We start from the raw sequence: 16,549 nt of genomic DNA on the forward strand, positions 1-16,549 counted from the left end.
TGTCCTCCTGACATATGTGTTCTTTTCGATTGATTTCAACATTTATTATAAATCAAACCTCTTCGCCAAAGCAAAATTGTACTCTTATCGCTGCATTTGATAAACTCTTGCTTCATACGGCTGAAGGAGAATTGCACCTTCATCAGTGGAATAACGTTTGCTTGCATTGCTGATGAGTAGTTTGGCACGCTCAGCTTGCCAGCCTTCCGGCCAGTGCATCTCAGGCTCATGCTCACGGAAATTCAGGATGACCAATATCTGCTCATCATCCAGTGTTCGGGTATAGGCATAGATATCAGGGTCATCTGGCAGCAACAGCTCATATGCCCCGTAGATGAGCACTTTATATTGTTTGCGAAGTGCAATCAGCCTGCGGTAATAATGTAAAATGGACTGTGGATCACGTTCGGCATCGGCCACATTAATCTCGGTATAATTCTCATTCACCTGAATCCATGGCTGGCCATCGGTGAATCCGGCATGCTCCGTATCATCCCACTGCATCGGCGTACGAGCATTATCCCGACTCTTGCGCCAGATCGCCTGCATGACTTCATGCTTGGCTTTACCTTGACCAATATAATGATTGTAATAATTCTTCGTCTCGATATCCCGGTATTGCTCAATATCCGAGAAGACGACATTGGTCATGCCGATCTCTTCTCCTTGATAAATGTACGGCGTACCTTCCAATGTAAGCATCCATGTAGCCAGCATCTGGGCAGATCGCACCCTGTACCTTCCATCATCACCGAAGCGGGATACCGGGCGCGGCTGATCATGATTGCCCATATAATTGGCATTCCAGCCTCTGTCATGCAGCACGGTTTGCCAGCGGCTCATAATTTCTTTCAGCTCGGGCAGCTTCCACTCCCGATAGTTCCATTTGCCGATTCCGGACGATTGGGCGTCCACAAACATATGCTCAAACTGGAACACCATATTGAGTTCATTCCGATCTGTCCCAACATAGGCCAGCGCCTGTTCCGGTCCAAGCCCCGAAGTCTCTCCAACGGTCATTGGACCGTATGGCTTCAGGATCATGTCGTTGAGTTTGTTAAGAATCGAATGCACCTGTTCGAGATTGGAAAACAGCTGGTACGCTGGAACGACTGGCAGATTATCCGGATTATGCGCGCTTGGTAACCCCTCTGCCTTGGCGATATGCGCCACCGCATCGAACCGGAAACCATCCACACCTTTTTGCAACCACCAGTGCACCATCTCATACATCTCTTCTGCCATCTTTGCATTGTTCCAGTTCAGGTCGGGCTGGTGTTCAGAATAAAGATGCAAATAATATTCATTCGTTTCAGGATCATGCTTCCACACTGAACCCCCAAAATAGGACTCCCAGTTGTTTGGAACCTGGCCATTTTTGCCTGAGCGCCAAATATAATAATCCCGTTTCGGATTCACTTTCGATGAACGTGACTCGGCAAACCATGCGTGTTCATCCGACGTGTGATTCAGCACCAGATCCATCATGATCTTGAGACCACGCTTGTGAGCCTCGGCCAGCAAACGATCAAAATCCTCCATCGTGCCATATTTGCGTAATATAGAGTAATAATCCCGGATATCATATCCGTTATCATGACCAGGTGAATCGTAGATTGGACAGATCCAAATCACATCCACGCCAAGCCCAGTCAAATAATCAAGCTTGTCATATATCCCCTGCAAGTCACCCAAACCGTCCCCATCCGAATCTTTAAAGCTGTTGGGATAGATCTGGTACACCACACTCTCTTTCCACCAAACGATATTGCCCACCTCGCCTTCATTACTCCATTCTTCATTACTATATAACCCGTTAGTATGTTTTATCCGAAATGCCCCTTTTATAAACACTTTGAAAGACTCAAGAAGGTGCAGGAACACAAAAAGACCCGATCATTGACCGCTAGTTGCAGTTCAATCTCGAGCCCTTCCCTGTGAGTATAGGAATAAGGCAAACCCTATGTATCCAATCCAGGCCCCCACTGTATTCAACATAATGTCATCGACATCAAACGAACCCAGGCGGGTAATCCATTGTGTAACCTCAACAGCGAACAAAAGTAAGACGACAACCCCTGTAAATGGCCAAAACTTTCGGCACCTGCGGAATAACCAGGGTATCCATATGCCAAGCGGGATGAACAAGACAATGTTGCCAAACAGGTTCTTCACCCAGGCTTCCGTGTGGTATCTGTCTCTTTCAAAAAGTAGAGGCTTGATCGTCTCTAATGGTACTAAATTATATTGATAATTCACGCTAGGCGTTCTCCCGTTGACAAAGAGCAAGTTCCTCATAATCAACATGTACAGCACTGCCATGCAGGCAACGATAGCGAGCATCCGTCTGGAGTGGAGCCACGAGCCTTCGTTCATTATCTGAATTCCTCCGTCCTTTTTTCCGCGGAGCGGTAAGGTCTATTTTACCGGGATATAGATCTTCATGTCCAGTTGCTCAGGGGTAGACTTCCATACACTTCCCTACATCCGGCACCTCAAAATCCGGTCCTTCCCTTCCTATCACCTTCTTCAAATTTCACCGAAACCAGTTGATCATAGTCATTTCCTGACTATTGTTCAGTAAGCCAAAGTAGAAAAGACTATGATCACCCTGATCACCGTAAAACATAGTTACCTAAACAGAACCTAAATGACAGCAGCCTAAATTTAGCTGGTTTTCATCCATTTGTTTAGCTTCTATTCAACTTGGTCTACTAGAATTGTATATGAGGGAGCAATTCAAATATGTTCCTCGTCACTTAGCAAATGAAAAAAATAATTTATTGTAGGAGTGTTTATAATGTCAATCAATAGGGACAAGCTGCAAGAATCATTGAATCCTGCCCTTCGGGTTCGTCCCCGCGTAGGATGGGGTGTTCTCACCTATTTCCTCTACAGCGCAGTCTTCTACGCGATCTTCTTGCTCAACGGCATCGACTACACACGAGTGGGTGAAAGTGAACGGACCCTGCTTCTCTGGTATATAGCACCACTGTCCGGCGGTGCCGTGCTGACCATCACAATGGTCACGATCTACGGATGGTGGCGCCCTAGCCTGGTTGAAAGACGGCGTCTTTCTCGATGGACAATGACTCTTCCCATCATTATGATGGTCATCGCGATCGTGAACATGCTGACCGGCGATTTCACCCGTGTCTCGCCCCTCATGTGGCTGTATCTCATCTTTGGCAGTATCATGGTCGGCTTCAATGAAGAGATGATCAACCGAGGTCAGTTGATCGTTGCTCTGCGCAGCCGATTTCGGCGAAACCGGGGTCTGGCTGCTCTCAACAGCGATGTTCGCAGTCTTCCATCTGCCAAACATGTTCTGGGGCATCGGAGCGGGAGCCCTGTTCCAGGTAGTGGTCGCTTTCGGCCTCGGTTCGATCTTCTATCTCGCCCGGCGGTCTACCGGTTCTCTCGTGGCCTCCATATTCCTGCACGGGTTCTGGGACTTGAGCGTTTTCTCAGCGAATGGCGCATCGGCGTTACCCATCGCTGGTTTACTAGCTCCCTTGTTGGTGATCGCTGCAGTGATCACGGTTCCGATCATCCTCCGTCGTGAAAAGCGGCGCGATACGGCCCAAAGCGTGTCACGACCAGTCGGCTAATTCATACAAAAGTCCCCTTGTACAACAAGGAGCGCTCTCTGATGAATGTATATGAATCCAACAGAGATCAAACCTAGTGTACAAGGGGGTTTCTTTGTTAAACAATAATTCTTTAACCTTTCCAGTGTCCAGATACCGGATGAATGCCCCAGATATCCGTCGCATATTCACTGATGGTGCGATCACTGGAGAAAATGCCGGATTGAGCCGTATTCAGCACCGCCTTGCGTGTCCAGCCCGATACATCGCGGTATGCTGAATCAATGGCTGCATGGGCATCGGCATAGGCAGCAAAGTCACGTAATACAAAGTACTCGTCGCCATGCGCCAGCAAGGAATCATAGATATCCCAGAATTCACCGTCACGTTCACAGAACGCACCTGGATGTACCAACTGCTCCACCACCTCGCGAATCCGTTCATCCTGCTGTACAATCTCACCCGGTCGATAGCTGCCGGAACGATAATACTCAAGGACTTCATCTGCCCGCAGACCAAAGATAAACATATTGTCTTCCCCGACCTGCTCTGCCATCTCGACATTCGCACCATCCATCGTACCGATGGTTAATGCACCGTTCATCATAAACTTCATGTTACCGGTACCGGAAGCTTCCTTACCTGCAGTCGAGATTTGTTCACTGACGTCCGCTGCCGGAATGATTTTCTCCGCAAGAGAGACTGAATAGTTTTCCAGAAAAAACACTTGCAAACGATCGTTCACGGCCGCATCCCGATTTACAGTATCTGCCACCGTGTTAATCAGCTTGATAATTTTCTTGGCAAAATAATAACTTGGCGCTGCTTTTGCTCCAAAGATGAATGTACGTGGCACGATATCAAATGAAGCATCGCTCTTGAGCCGGTTGTACAAATGCATGACGTGCAGAATGTTCAGCAACTGCCGTTTGTAACCATGAAGCCTTTTCACCTGTACATCAAAAATGGAATCCGGATTGACAGCTGTTCCTGTATGATCCAGGATATACGCAGCTAGCCGCTCCTTATTGTGGCGTTTGATGGATTGGAATTGCTGCTGGAATGAAGCATCATCCGCAGCTCCTACCAACTCATTCAGCCTTCCCGGCTCTGTAATCCACTTCCCGCCAATCGTATTGGTGATCAGATTCGACAGGTTCGGGTTGGCATGCATCAACCAGCGGCGATGAGTGATGCCATTGGTTTTGTTGTTGAATCGCTCCGGGTAGAGTGCATAGAACGGCGCCATCTCCCGTTCCTTCAATATCTCGGTATGCAGAGCCGCCACACCGTTGACGCTATGACTGCCCACAATCGCTAGATGAGCCATCCGCACCTGATCGTTCGCAACAATCGCCATGTGCTGAATACGATCCGGGTCTCCTGGATAACGTTCGAGCAGCATGCCGCAGAATCGTTTATTGATCTCTTCAATGATCATGTAAATACGTGGCAGCAGCTTACTGATCATGGCTACAGGCCATTTTTCAAGCGCCTCACTTAATGTTGTATGGTTTGTATATGATACCGTGCGGGTTGTGATATCCCAAGCTTCATCCCATCCATAGCCTTTGACATCAATTAAAATCCGCATTAGCTCCGGAATGACCAGTGTTGGGTGGGTGTCATTGATATGGAACGCCACTTTATCCGGCAACCGATCATAGGAAAGCTCTAATTTGTTAAACGTACGCAAGGCACTCTGTACACCTGCTGAACACATAAAGTACTGCTGTTTCAATCGGAGCAGCTTACCTTCGTATTGGGAATCATCGGGGTACAAAAACTCTGAAATGGATTCAACCGAACGACTGTAATCGAGATATCCGTAATAGTTCGAAGGGGTATCCTGCGATGTTTCCCGCTTCGGCTCCGCACTCCACAGCCGTAATGTGTTTACATGGGGCTGACCATAACCAATGACGGGTACATCATAGGGCACAGCTACAACGGATTCCGCATCCTTGGTAACAAATTGGTAATGTCCATCCTGTTCATGGGCTTCCACCCGGCCCCAGAATTGTACCTCTACCTTTTTGTCCGGACGGCGGACTTCCCATTCATTTCCCTTATCAAGCCAATTATCAGGTAATTCCACCTGATTGCCGTTGATGATTTTTTGCTCAAACAAGCCATATTTATATCGAATTCCACACCCATGTCCTGCATAACCGAGCGATGCCAATGAATCCAGGAAACAGGCCGCGAGTCGTCCCAGACCTCCGTTACCCAGACCTGCATCCGCCTCCTGCTCCTCCACATCTTCCAAAGAGAAGCCCAGTTCAGCCAGACTGTCACGAACCAGTTCCAGTTCATTCACATTTAGCAGGTTGTTGCCGAGCAGACGTCCAATCAGGAATTCCAGCGAGAAGTAATAAACCTGTTTATCCTGGCGCTGCTTAAACCCCTGATTCGACGCCGCCCAATCCTGACCCACATATTCACGAATCATGCTTCCAAGTACGTGATAAACATCCTCCTGCGTCGCTTCTGCTAACGGTTTGCCCAATTTGCTGACCAGATTCCGCCTAAAAATACTCTTGAACGTTTCCTTGTTGTCAAACAAAAGAAGGTTCCTCCCGGTGAAATCCTGTAGGATCGTGGCGGTTCACACTTGTTTCTTACACATGAGTGCTACACCTTTCAAAGCTGCACTTTCGGCTAGAGCCGTTTCCGGTTACGAATCGTTCTTCCGATCGCTGTTGTCTCTCAAATTTCTTGATGAACATTATAAAAGGTTGAAATTTGGAGACAAAGGCGAACGCTGACGCTTCTTCAGAATCGATCTCGTCACCTCCACTGCGTTAGCACGTATAACCGTAGCTTTAGCTGTGGCACCCATGCTTCGAAGCAGCATGAACCTTAAATCCATCCTACAGGATTTTTATTTTATATATATTTATAGATGATATCGGTTAAGTGTTGGTATTAGATAATAGTACTCTTTGCCAAAATATACGGGTTGGACGGGTCGCCGATCAGCGTCTGGCCACCGCTTAGCTTCACATCTTTGTCGAGAATAACGTTCTCCAGAACGGCGCCTTCTCCAATGTAGCATTTTTGCATAATAATAGAACCTTTAATTTTGGCACCCTTCGCCACATGCACCCCACGGAACAGAATGCTGTCTTCCACTTCCCCGCCTACAATACAGCCGTTTGCAAGTAGGGAATGCTTCACCTCAGCGGTGTCCAAATATTTGGCCGGAGCCTCATACTTAATCTTGGTCTGAACAGGCTGTTCCTTGAACAGTTGTTCATATAGTCCGCTATTTAACAATTCCAGACTGTTGCGGTAATAGCTGTCGATTGAATTAATCACGGCATGATAGCCATCATAGGCATATGCAGCAATGTTCAAGCCATCCGGGTTTTTCTGGATTACATCACGGAAGAAATGGCTTTCTCCATGAGCGATGCAGCGCTGCACCTGGCGCAGGAACAGTTCTTTTTCCATAATGAAAATTTCTGTATATATATTCGGGTGATCGGCGCTTTGGTGAATGTCCACCACATTGCCATTCCCGTCATCTTCAACTTTGACACAGGCGTCATGCTCAGGCAGAAGTTGATCCACTTTTTTGCAAACCAATGTCACATCCGCGCCCTTGCTTATATGGTACCTGTACACATCCTGCAGATCTGCTTTGGTCACGTGCCGACTGCCTGCATGAACGACATATTGCCCGGAACCCCGACGAAAGAAATCGAGATTATTGTGAAAATGCTGCAAATCCCCTTGTGACGTATCGGTTGGATCGTTCCAGTCCGGGGCAGAATAAACATGCCTCCATGCTTGCGATCCAGATCCCACGGCTTACCGTCTCCCAGATGATCCATGAGTGAACGATACTTCCGACGGACAAATACGCCGATACTCTCAATGCCAGCATTCATCATATTGGACAATACAAAATCAATCAGACGGTAGCGCCCGGCATATGGCACCGCGGCTCCGCAGCGAAAGTACGTCAATTCCTTCAATTCCTCAAGCTCATGGTCAAGGTTAATAACTCCGATCAATGGTTTCATCGCATGCACCGTCCTTTGGGGTTAGATTAGGCTTTGCTTGTCATTCCCTCGTGAAGCTGACGTTCCAGTTCTTCCTGATCAACCAGTAATATATCACTTTCATCCTCAGGGGCAGGCGACAGATGCACTCCATCCGGAATCACCAGTCCTTCGGCAATAATAGCTTTGTGGATACGTACATGTTGTCCGATCTTCACTTTTGGCATGATCACTGAATCTGTGACTGAGCTATTCTCACCCACCTCAATTCCGTAGAACAGCACCGAGTGATTAACCTCACCATGTACAACACTGCCTTCACTGATGATGCAGTTCCGCACCTTCGCAGAAGGTGAAATATATTGCGCAGGCTGATTGGGGTTACGGGTAAAGATACGCCAGTCGGGTCGTTCAGATTAAACGGTGTCTCCTCATCCAGCAGGTCCATATTGGATTCCCACAGACTGCGGATCGTACCTACGTCCTTCCAATACCCCTCAAACGGATAGGCGTATAGTGATTTTTCATTTTCAAGCAACAAGGGAATGATATCTTTGCCAAAATCATAGGAGGTGGATGCCTGTTGTTCGTCCTGGATCAGGAAGCGCTTCAGCACATCCCACTTGAAGAGATAGATACCCATGGAAGCAAGCGTACTCTTGGGTTCAGGAGGTTTTTCTTCAAATTCGTAGATGCGATAATCATCGTGGGTGTTGAGCAACCCGAAACCGGCTGGCTTCTTCCAACGGAACGTCAACGACCGATATGGTGCAATCTGCATCCTTTTCCTTATGGTATTGAAGCATTTTCTCGTAATCCATTTTATAGATATGATCCCCTGACAAGATGAGCACATGCTCAGGATCGAATTGTTCGATAAAATTCAGGTTCCGGTAGATTGCATCCGCCGTACCTCGGTACCAGTTACTGCCGTCTTCACGTTCATGAGGAGGAAGAACATATACCCCGCCATTTTTGCGGTCTAGATCCCAATCGCTGCCAATGCCAATATAGGAGTGCAGCACGAGAGGTTCATATTGGGTTAACACACCAACCGTGTCGATGCCTGAATTGGAGCAGTTACTAAGTGGAAAATCAATGATACGATAAGTTCCGCCAAAATAAACAGCGGGCTTGGCCAGTGATTTGGTCAATCCCTTTAACCTTTTGCCTTGCCCTCCAGCGAGCAGCATCGCTACAACTTCTTTTTTTGCCATCATTACAGCCTCCTCCATGTGCATTCGTTCTGATTCATTTCAGAGCCCATAATCCGATATGTTGTTGTGTGGACACTTTTGTCATGATTAGGAGCATGCTGTACAGACTATGTTTCATCGAAATTGCAGCCGAACGTCATTCTTGTAGTGTCTGAAAGTAGATGATACATGCAGAATTGCCTGGACTTGTTGTGTAGAGGTGATAGGTGGATGTACAAATTAAGGTGTACCCCGTGAAAAATGCAATACACGACTCCTATATAACATTAAACACGAAACGGGTTGAGGAATCTTGCTGGAAAACTTCGACAAAAGTAAAAGTGGATATCACTCCCTCCCTATATGCCGCTGTTATTAAATATTGTATTCGATAATAGGTCTTCAAAATCCTTTTGTTTTGCTCTTAACATTAACTGGAAAAATAAGTAATTAAATTTTAAAACTATATGATAAAAAAGCCGAGATCCCTCCCGGCCTATTTCTCCTTTATCCACTGGATAATCTCATCCCCATCCCTGTTTTCAGCGGGACTTTCCATTCCATTATACGAATTGCTATGATACTCTATATAATTTTACGGAACAGCTCCATCACTTCTTCCTTGGAGGGTTCATACGGATTACTTGGTGCACAGGCATCTTTCATGGCGTTATCCGCCAGCCATTCAACATCAGGGTCTTTCACACCCAATTCAGACAGTTTCTCGGGAATGCCAACCTCCTTGGAAAGTTGACGAATGGCCTCAATCACATAATCGGAGCATTCCTCATCACTTCTGCCCTTCACGTCCATACCGATCGCTTTGGCAATATGCCGGAATTTACCGGGTACATGCTTGGCATTCATCTCTTCTACATAAGGAAGCAACATCGCGTTACATACCCCATGTGGCAGATCATAGACTCCCCCAAGCTGGTGAGCCATCGCATGAACGTAGCCCAAGCCCGCATTGTTAAAAGCAATCCCGCCAAGGAAACACGCATAAGTCATATGCTCTCTTGCCTCCAGATCACTGCCATCCTTAACGGCTCTGGGTAAATATTCAAAGATCAGCTCAACGGCTGCTGCCGCTGTGGCGCTCGTTACAGTAAAACCACCAGGCGTCACCATGGCCTCTACCGCATGGGTCAACGCATTCATGCCCGTGGCGGCAGTAAGACTGGCCGGTTTGCTCAGCATCAGTTCCGGGTCATTCACCGACAGGTCGACGAGACTGTTTCGATCCACCATCACCATTTTCACCTTGCGTTCCTCATCTGTAATCACGTAATTCATAGTCACCTCACTCGACGTGCCCGCTGTTGTGTTAATCTCAACTAGCGGCACGGACTTGTGTTTCGATTGATGTAATCCTTCATATTCACGGATATGTCCACCGTTGGTTGCTACAATGCCGATACCTTTGGCAGCATCCTGCGGTGAACCTCCGCCTATCGATATAATGGCGTCACAGCCATGATCCTGAAATACTTGAAGTCCGTCATGTACATTCTGACAGGTCGGATTGGGCTGAACCTCATCATATATCACATAGTCTAACCCTGATTTTCTTAGTATAGACAGCACTTGTTCAGCAACGCCGCAAGAGATCAATCGACGATCACTTACGACAAGCGCCTTGTGAATCCCCATATTCTGTATCAACTTGCCTGCTTCCTGTAAACACCCTCTGCCCATCAAGTTCACGGGCGGAACATAATAAGCGTGTGTTGCCATCTGAACCAGCCTCCTGTTACCCCTGATTTACTGTCTTTATTGTAACTGAATCCGTTTTCAGATATAGTGAAATAAATCACAACCAAGTTGATAAATGTTTCATCTGGACGAAATCATCCAATGATTGTGTCTGCTCTTCAACAACTGGCTCATCAGTGCTTGAAAAGAAAAACAAGTTGATCTTGGATTCACAAATCAAATTGAAAAACAGGGGCTATCCCAGGTCATGTTTCATGACTTCTGGGACAGCCCCTGCAAATCTTCAACATGCAAAAAAACGTTTAACGAACCCGGCAAACTTTATTCGTTCAATCTTCATCATTCACAATCCAGAAGCTCCTGAATCGGCATGTAATAGACGGGATAGGGTCTGCCTTGTTCAAAACCAAGCTTACCAGCTATTGCGATGGAATCATGACGAAAATCCTCTGTCGTCCAATGTGGAACACAATTCCGTTCCAAAACGAATTGCACATAAGCGCTTGCCATGGCCGTAGCCAGACCCTTGCCCCGGTGTATCGGATCGTAGGTATTGATACCTGTTTCGTGGTGAATGCCACTGACAAACACCGAGATACACGTACCTACAACCTGCCCCTTATAAACCGTACATGTGCCTGCTCCGTATCGGAAGAAGTCCTCCACTGAATGCCAGAATTTCAAAATTTCATGCTCAATGATACCACTTTTGTCCTCTACCATTACAGCTTGGTCGATAACTTGAAGCTCATATCCAGGAGGAACGAACAAGGAGCTGGAACTGCGTTCCCGCCATTGTTCATACTTCGCAAGATTGAATTGAAAAGGAACCCGCACCCCTTCTCGCAAACGCCCATTAAACATGTGATGCAGGACTGGAGCCCAGTCTGAGCCTGGGTCGGGGTACACTTCGAGATTCAGCATGTCTTCGCCAGCGCTTAACGCCTCAGGGAAAAGCTCCTGAACGAGTACCTCTCTGACAAGACTGTTGAACTGTTCATTATCCGATCTTCCGATCAGATAGAACATTTCGTTTTTTGCCCAGATCAGTGCACTTTTTGGAGCATGAAGCCGGTCTGCATAGACGCGTCCGCATTGAAGCCCAGCAAGCACTCCACCCATGACCACATGCCCGTTCGTACCCGAGATGAAGGGTGTCAATTGATTCCTTTGGGACGGTTGATTCAGTAAAACCAACATGGTATAACCTCGCATTCTTTGTATAGGGTAGGTAAATGAATACATTCAAATCTGCCCTGCCTCAGAATGCGATAACGTCTGGTCTATTCCTCGTTCCCTTTCACCTCTTCGAGCTTTATTTTTATTGAACTAGAGTATATTTACCCTTGCCACTCCTATGACAGAACAACCTTTCGATCGCTGTTATCCCCAGATTTTTTTGATTCCCTCTTTAAAAGGGAAAATCCGGGGATAAAGGCGAGCGCTCCGCTTCTTCAGGTTATTTCTGTTCTCTGCGTTATCGTGTAAATGTTTAGTTCAATATATATAGCTTACAACGCCTTATCGTCTACTCCATCCAACCAGGCTTCAATATCGCCGATGACGGAGGATACGCAGCCGTCTTCAAACGGAGAATTCAGACCAGCCAGTTCGACCAATCCTGTGAAGGACAGACTTCCTCCGGCTTTACACAAAGTCAGGTAGTCAGCCCATGCGGACTTCATATCCTGGTTGCTGCGTTTCCAGAACTGGAATGCACAGATTTGTGCCAGTGTGTAGTCAATGTAATAGAAAGGCGACGAGAAGATGTGACCCTGCTTATGCCAGAATCCGCCTTGTTCCAGATAGACGTTATCCTTGTAATTGATATGCGGCAGATAAGTCTTCTCAATGTTGCGCCATGCCTGCTTGCGCTCCGCTGGTGTTGCATCCGGATTGGCATAGACAAAATGCTGGAATTCATCGACGGCTACACCGTAAGGAATGAAGAGCAGTCCGGAAGACAGGTGATCAAACTTGTATTTGTCCGTATCTTCCTTGAAGAACAATTCCATCCAAGGCCAAGTGAAGAATTCCATGCTCATGGAATGAATCTCTGCGGATTCATACGTCGGCCAATTGTATTCAGGCACTTCAAAGTGACGGCTCTCATATACCTGGAACGCGTGACCCGCTTCATGCGTCAATACGTCGATATCGCCCGATGTACCGTTAAAGTTGGAGAAAATAAACGGTACTTTGTAATCGTTCAGGAAGGTACAATACCCCCGCCCTGCTTGCCTTTTTTGCTCACCAAATCCATCAATTCATTCTCGGTCATCATTTGGAAAAACGTATCCGTTTCCGGTGATAATTCAGCGTACATTTTCTTACCATTGTCAATGATCCAGTCCGCATCCCCTTTAGGAGTAGGGTTACCCGTCTTAAAGCTGAATCCTTGATCGTAATAATAAAGGTTATCCACATCAATCCGGCTGCGCTGACGCTCTCTGAGCTTCGTAGCTACAGGCACGATATAATCACGGACTTGCGCTCTGAAATTGGACACCATCTCCGCGTTGTAATCCGTACGGTTCATACGGTCATAGCCGAGTTCCACATACGATGGATATCCCAGCTTCTTCGCGATTTGCGTACGTACTTTCACCAATTCGTCGTAAATGCGATCGAATTCAGCTTCATGTTCAGCCATAAACGTATATCTTGCTTCCGATGCGCGTTCCCGCATAGAACGATCCGTGGACAACTCAAAAGGGTGCAGCTGCGGTAATGTGCGTTCTTCTCCTTCAAACGGAATTTTGGCCGAAGCAATCAGTTGGTTGTATTCCGTAGAAAGTTTGTTCTCTTTCTGAAGGTCTTCGATAATTTCCGGGCTGAAAGTCTTCAGGGACAGATCTGCCAGCTGGAATAACTGCGAACCCCATTTTTGTTCCAGTTCAGCACGGAATTTGGAGTTCACCAATGCCCGATAATAATCGGTAATGTATTCTTGAATGATCGGAGAGCTTTCATCCAAAAATTCGTTTTCTGCTTTATAGAACGTATCATTGGTATCAATGGAATGACGGATATAGACCAATTGTGCCTGAGTCTCAAAATCACTCCGCAGCGAGTTAATTTTGTCCATATATCCACTCTGCTCTTCAACCGTATTCGCAGCTTCAAAACCACTCAGAAGCTCACGGAATGACGTTTTGATTTGTTCCAGATCGGGACGTGTATACGTATACTCACTAAATTTCATTTATGTACACCCTTTCCTATTAGGCATATTTCGGGATTCCCCGAGTTGAACTAAACCCTATTATACAAAAGAGCAGCCTAAAAATCCCATCTTTACGAAAAATATTTGTCCATCGGTCAAATGGAACAACATCACTCGTTACATATATTACGCTTGAATGTCAGGTATGACATGCATGTAAAAGATGCTGCATCAGCAGGGAATGGATCTCCCTCCGAGCAGCATCTCATTGAATCAGGAATAATGCGTGATAAATGGAGCAGTTACTGAACGTTTACATACCAATTGGAGTAATTGATCTGGCCGCTTCCTTTCGTAATTTCGGTTCCATATTCAACACTGCTGACATATTTGCTGTTGGTAAAGTAACTTTTGGAGATCAGATAATCGGTGAAATTTTTGACGTTGATGCTAAAGTTGTTGGGGATTGAGACTTTTTGAGGAACGAGTATACCCACCATTGATGCACCCCATTGTCGGTAATTTCGCCACGATATAGATCATAGGTCTGTCCACCAATGGATACATCCGAAAATACTTTGGAACCAATGGGTCCTACACCGGAAGTCCATTCGTTCCAGATCATAATTTCTTCGGTCGGTGTACTTGACCAGGTCGCATTCCCGATGTCATGCAGCCAGATATCATACGCATTATTATATTCTCCATTGGTGTTGGACGCCTTAGAATAACCTACTCCGGTATTGATACTTTTGTTTGCAGACAAACGTGTTGGCAGCCCACTGCCTGGTGTATAGCCCTCTGTCCAGTGCCAGCCGCTGACAAGAGAAGGATAGGCTTTGACTCCACCAGACGTTGTTGGCCAGTTCCAAACGTAACCCAGGTCTGTATTACTGTTCACATACACGGACTGGGACCACCCACTGACACTCGAACTTCCCCAGCTATTGTTGAATATATAATACTTGTTGTTGCTGAAATTAAGTTTGGCATACGCTGTGGAATCCGATGCTGCACTGGCTGTAATGGGAACGGCTGCAATCAGTAATGACATAACCAACAGCATCCATGCTTTCTTGCCTGATCTTTTTTTCAACTTCAAACCCATAATGTTAGCCTCCCGTAAGTTTTATTGTAAACGCTTACAACATTAAGTGTAAAACATTTCCATGTACAAGCATACCACTTAAATCCGACATTATTTCATGCTATTTTTAGACTTTTTGGGATTATATACAAATAAGCCCACCTCGCAATACGTTACGAAGTCAGCTTATAGGCTTGTCTTTTTATGTTTCTTTTAATAACCTTAGTGTTGATCGTTGTCCATAATCTTATAGAACCAGCCCATTCCGAGCATTCCCACAACCATAATAATCCCCATAATAATGATATATGTCATGAATGTAACCCCCCTGCTCCGTTTTTCTTCAAACTACTACCAGTTTACACGGTGAAACCCCTTTTGAGTTGACTGAACATTGACAAAAATACGAAATCTTCATTTTCACTCCATATATTGTGTCCTTTTTCATTGTAATTTCAATCGTCATATCACTAATTCAACAGATTTGCATTGATATTTGATTTTCCCGCCTTGCCCTTGCAGGGTACAAAGTTTCATCCGTCATACTTACGGTGTATACTATACTTCTATGAAATGGAATTGGATTATACGCAGAAAGGTTTGAACTGAATGTCGACTCGCATACCCTATTATCGTCAGCTATTATTCGCTTTTTTACTTACTCTTATGCTGTCTATCCTATCCGCCTGTGCTGATGGTGAAGCTCATGTCACGGTCAATATGGACGGTTCATCGGATCTGGATCTGAATCTCAGCGTAACCGACTCTGCTCTGGGAATGATGGGACAAGACAATCTCATGACATTGCTCGCAGATTCGTTGAAAAAGAATAATTTCCAGGCTGAAGTCTCGGACCAGGGAGATCGCACAGAACTCAAAGCGACGACCCATTATGAGAAAAGTAATACCGTCTCTACCTTCAGCACGTCGGATCTGCCTGATGGAATCCAGGTGGAGCAATCCACTACACCTGGTTTTTTCACTTCCAAATTGCATATAGCTGCGGAAGTAGACCTGCTGCAGACCGTTCCCGACGGTGAGGTCAAAGACCAAATTAACAAGGTGCCTGGATTTCTCAAAAACTTGCTGCTGAAAGATGTGAATTTTGATTTCAAGCTGACTCTTCCAATCAAGGCACAGGAATCCAATGCAGATCTGGTCGAAGATCATGGAAAAACTCTAATTTGGCACGTCTCCCCACTGGATACGAATAAGCTGGATTTAACCGTACAGGTCCCAAATATTCGGAATATCATTATTACGGGGGGCATTGCCTTGGTGCTATTCATTGCATTACTTATTTGGTTTATAGTCCGTCGCAGACGAACCAGAAAGGCGCGGAAAATATAACCACAGCTCAAGAAGCTTGGATGATATGACTACTATTTCACTTCCGACTTGCCAAACGGTGTTATGGATAGTAGAATACATCCGTACTGTGTGAACGGTTAAATTAACTATGGAATTGCTAAAGAGGTGACAGATTTCATGAATATCCGGGAATGCCCACTGCCTGGTATCGGAGTTAAGTACCAGTTTGATACAAAAAGCGGTAATAAGTTGGTCATTGTTGTCCACGAAGACGGACGCCGTGAATTGTTCTCGGTGGACCCAAGTGACAACGAAGAACTCACCCTAATTGCAGAACTGGAAGATGACGAGTGCGTAACCCTTTCGGGGTTAATCGGAGGATGGTCCTGACATCTGTGCCAGGCGATTAGATTAACAACACCGATGAAAGACGCAAATAACCTGCCCCTGAAATTTCAGGGCAGGTTATTTTT

Annotated in this window: 10 protein-coding genes and 3 pseudogenes; 3 read left to right on the top strand and 10 right to left on the bottom strand. The window is 46.0% G+C overall.

Annotated features, from left to right (window positions below; all coding sequences use genetic code 11):
• Positions 1-84 precede the first annotated feature (84 nt).
• Positions 85-1,776: a glycoside hydrolase family 13 protein gene (locus ACTWJ7_RS21800; protein WP_301878980.1), complete on the bottom strand. Its 1,692-nt coding sequence runs from the start codon at positions 1,774-1,776 to the stop codon at positions 85-87.
• 141 nt (positions 1,777-1,917) lie between these two features.
• Entirely contained in the window at positions 1,918-2,376 is a 459-nt protein-coding gene (locus ACTWJ7_RS21805; RefSeq protein ID WP_443145878.1) for a VanZ family protein, read from the bottom strand.
• A gap of 920 nt (positions 2,377-3,296) precedes the next feature.
• On the opposite strand from ACTWJ7_RS21805, the gene ACTWJ7_RS21810 reads away from it, so the two are divergent.
• Entirely contained in the window at positions 3,297-3,611 is a 315-nt protein-coding gene (locus ACTWJ7_RS21810; RefSeq protein ID WP_443146405.1) for a CPBP family glutamic-type intramembrane protease, read from the top strand.
• A 112-nt stretch (positions 3,612-3,723) separates the two neighbouring features.
• Here the strand turns inward: ACTWJ7_RS21810 and ACTWJ7_RS21815 are convergent, their stop codons facing one another.
• The 8 genes and pseudogenes from ACTWJ7_RS21815 to ACTWJ7_RS21850 all read right to left on the bottom strand — a co-directional run bounded on the left by ACTWJ7_RS21815 (position 3,724) and on the right by ACTWJ7_RS21850 (position 14,786).
• A complete protein-coding gene (locus ACTWJ7_RS21815) occupies positions 3,724-6,156 on the bottom strand; it encodes a glycogen/starch/alpha-glucan phosphorylase (protein WP_301878986.1) in 2,433 nt (810 codons plus the stop codon).
• A 362-nt stretch (positions 6,157-6,518) separates the two neighbouring features.
• Positions 6,519-7,621: pseudogene (glgD, locus tag ACTWJ7_RS21820) on the bottom strand (glucose-1-phosphate adenylyltransferase subunit GlgD).
• A 26-nt stretch (positions 7,622-7,647) separates the two neighbouring features.
• Positions 7,648-8,817, bottom strand: a pseudogene (locus ACTWJ7_RS21825) (glucose-1-phosphate adenylyltransferase).
• Positions 8,818-9,381: 564 nt separating this feature from the next.
• Positions 9,382-10,533: an iron-containing alcohol dehydrogenase gene (locus ACTWJ7_RS21830; RefSeq protein WP_301878987.1), complete on the bottom strand. Its 1,152-nt coding sequence runs from the start codon at positions 10,531-10,533 to the stop codon at positions 9,382-9,384.
• A 318-nt stretch (positions 10,534-10,851) separates the two neighbouring features.
• A complete protein-coding gene (locus ACTWJ7_RS21835; RefSeq protein ID WP_301878989.1) occupies positions 10,852-11,712 on the bottom strand; it encodes a GNAT family N-acetyltransferase in 861 nt (286 codons plus the stop codon).
• Between the two features lie 311 nt (positions 11,713-12,023).
• Positions 12,024-13,717, bottom strand: a pseudogene (locus ACTWJ7_RS21840) (M3 family oligoendopeptidase).
• Positions 13,718-13,980: 263 nt separating this feature from the next.
• Positions 13,981-14,178: a GH12 family glycosyl hydrolase domain-containing protein gene (locus ACTWJ7_RS21845; RefSeq protein WP_443145879.1), complete on the bottom strand. Its 198-nt coding sequence runs from the start codon at positions 14,176-14,178 to the stop codon at positions 13,981-13,983.
• On the bottom strand, positions 14,097-14,786 hold the full coding sequence (locus tag ACTWJ7_RS21850; protein WP_443145880.1) for a GH12 family glycosyl hydrolase domain-containing protein: 690 nt from the start codon (positions 14,784-14,786) through the stop codon (positions 14,097-14,099). The genes ACTWJ7_RS21845 and ACTWJ7_RS21850 overlap by 82 nt, the downstream gene beginning before the upstream one ends.
• Positions 14,787-15,374: 588 nt before the next feature.
• Here ACTWJ7_RS21850 and ACTWJ7_RS21855 point away from each other — a divergent pair.
• Both ACTWJ7_RS21855 and ACTWJ7_RS21860 read left to right on the top strand, forming a co-directional pair.
• On the top strand, positions 15,375-16,115 hold the full coding sequence (locus tag ACTWJ7_RS21855) for a hypothetical protein (protein WP_301878993.1): 741 nt from the start codon (positions 15,375-15,377) through the stop codon (positions 16,113-16,115).
• Positions 16,116-16,253: 138 nt separating this feature from the next.
• Complete coding sequence (locus ACTWJ7_RS21860) at positions 16,254-16,466, top strand: hypothetical protein (RefSeq protein WP_029881135.1); 213 nt, start codon at positions 16,254-16,256, stop codon at positions 16,464-16,466.
• Positions 16,467-16,549: the final 83 nt, after the last annotated feature.

It is taken from the genome of Paenibacillus sp. 1A_MP2 (assembly GCF_052244825.1).
In the GTDB taxonomy this organism is placed as follows: domain Bacteria; phylum Bacillota; class Bacilli; order Paenibacillales; family Paenibacillaceae; genus Paenibacillus; species Paenibacillus vandeheii.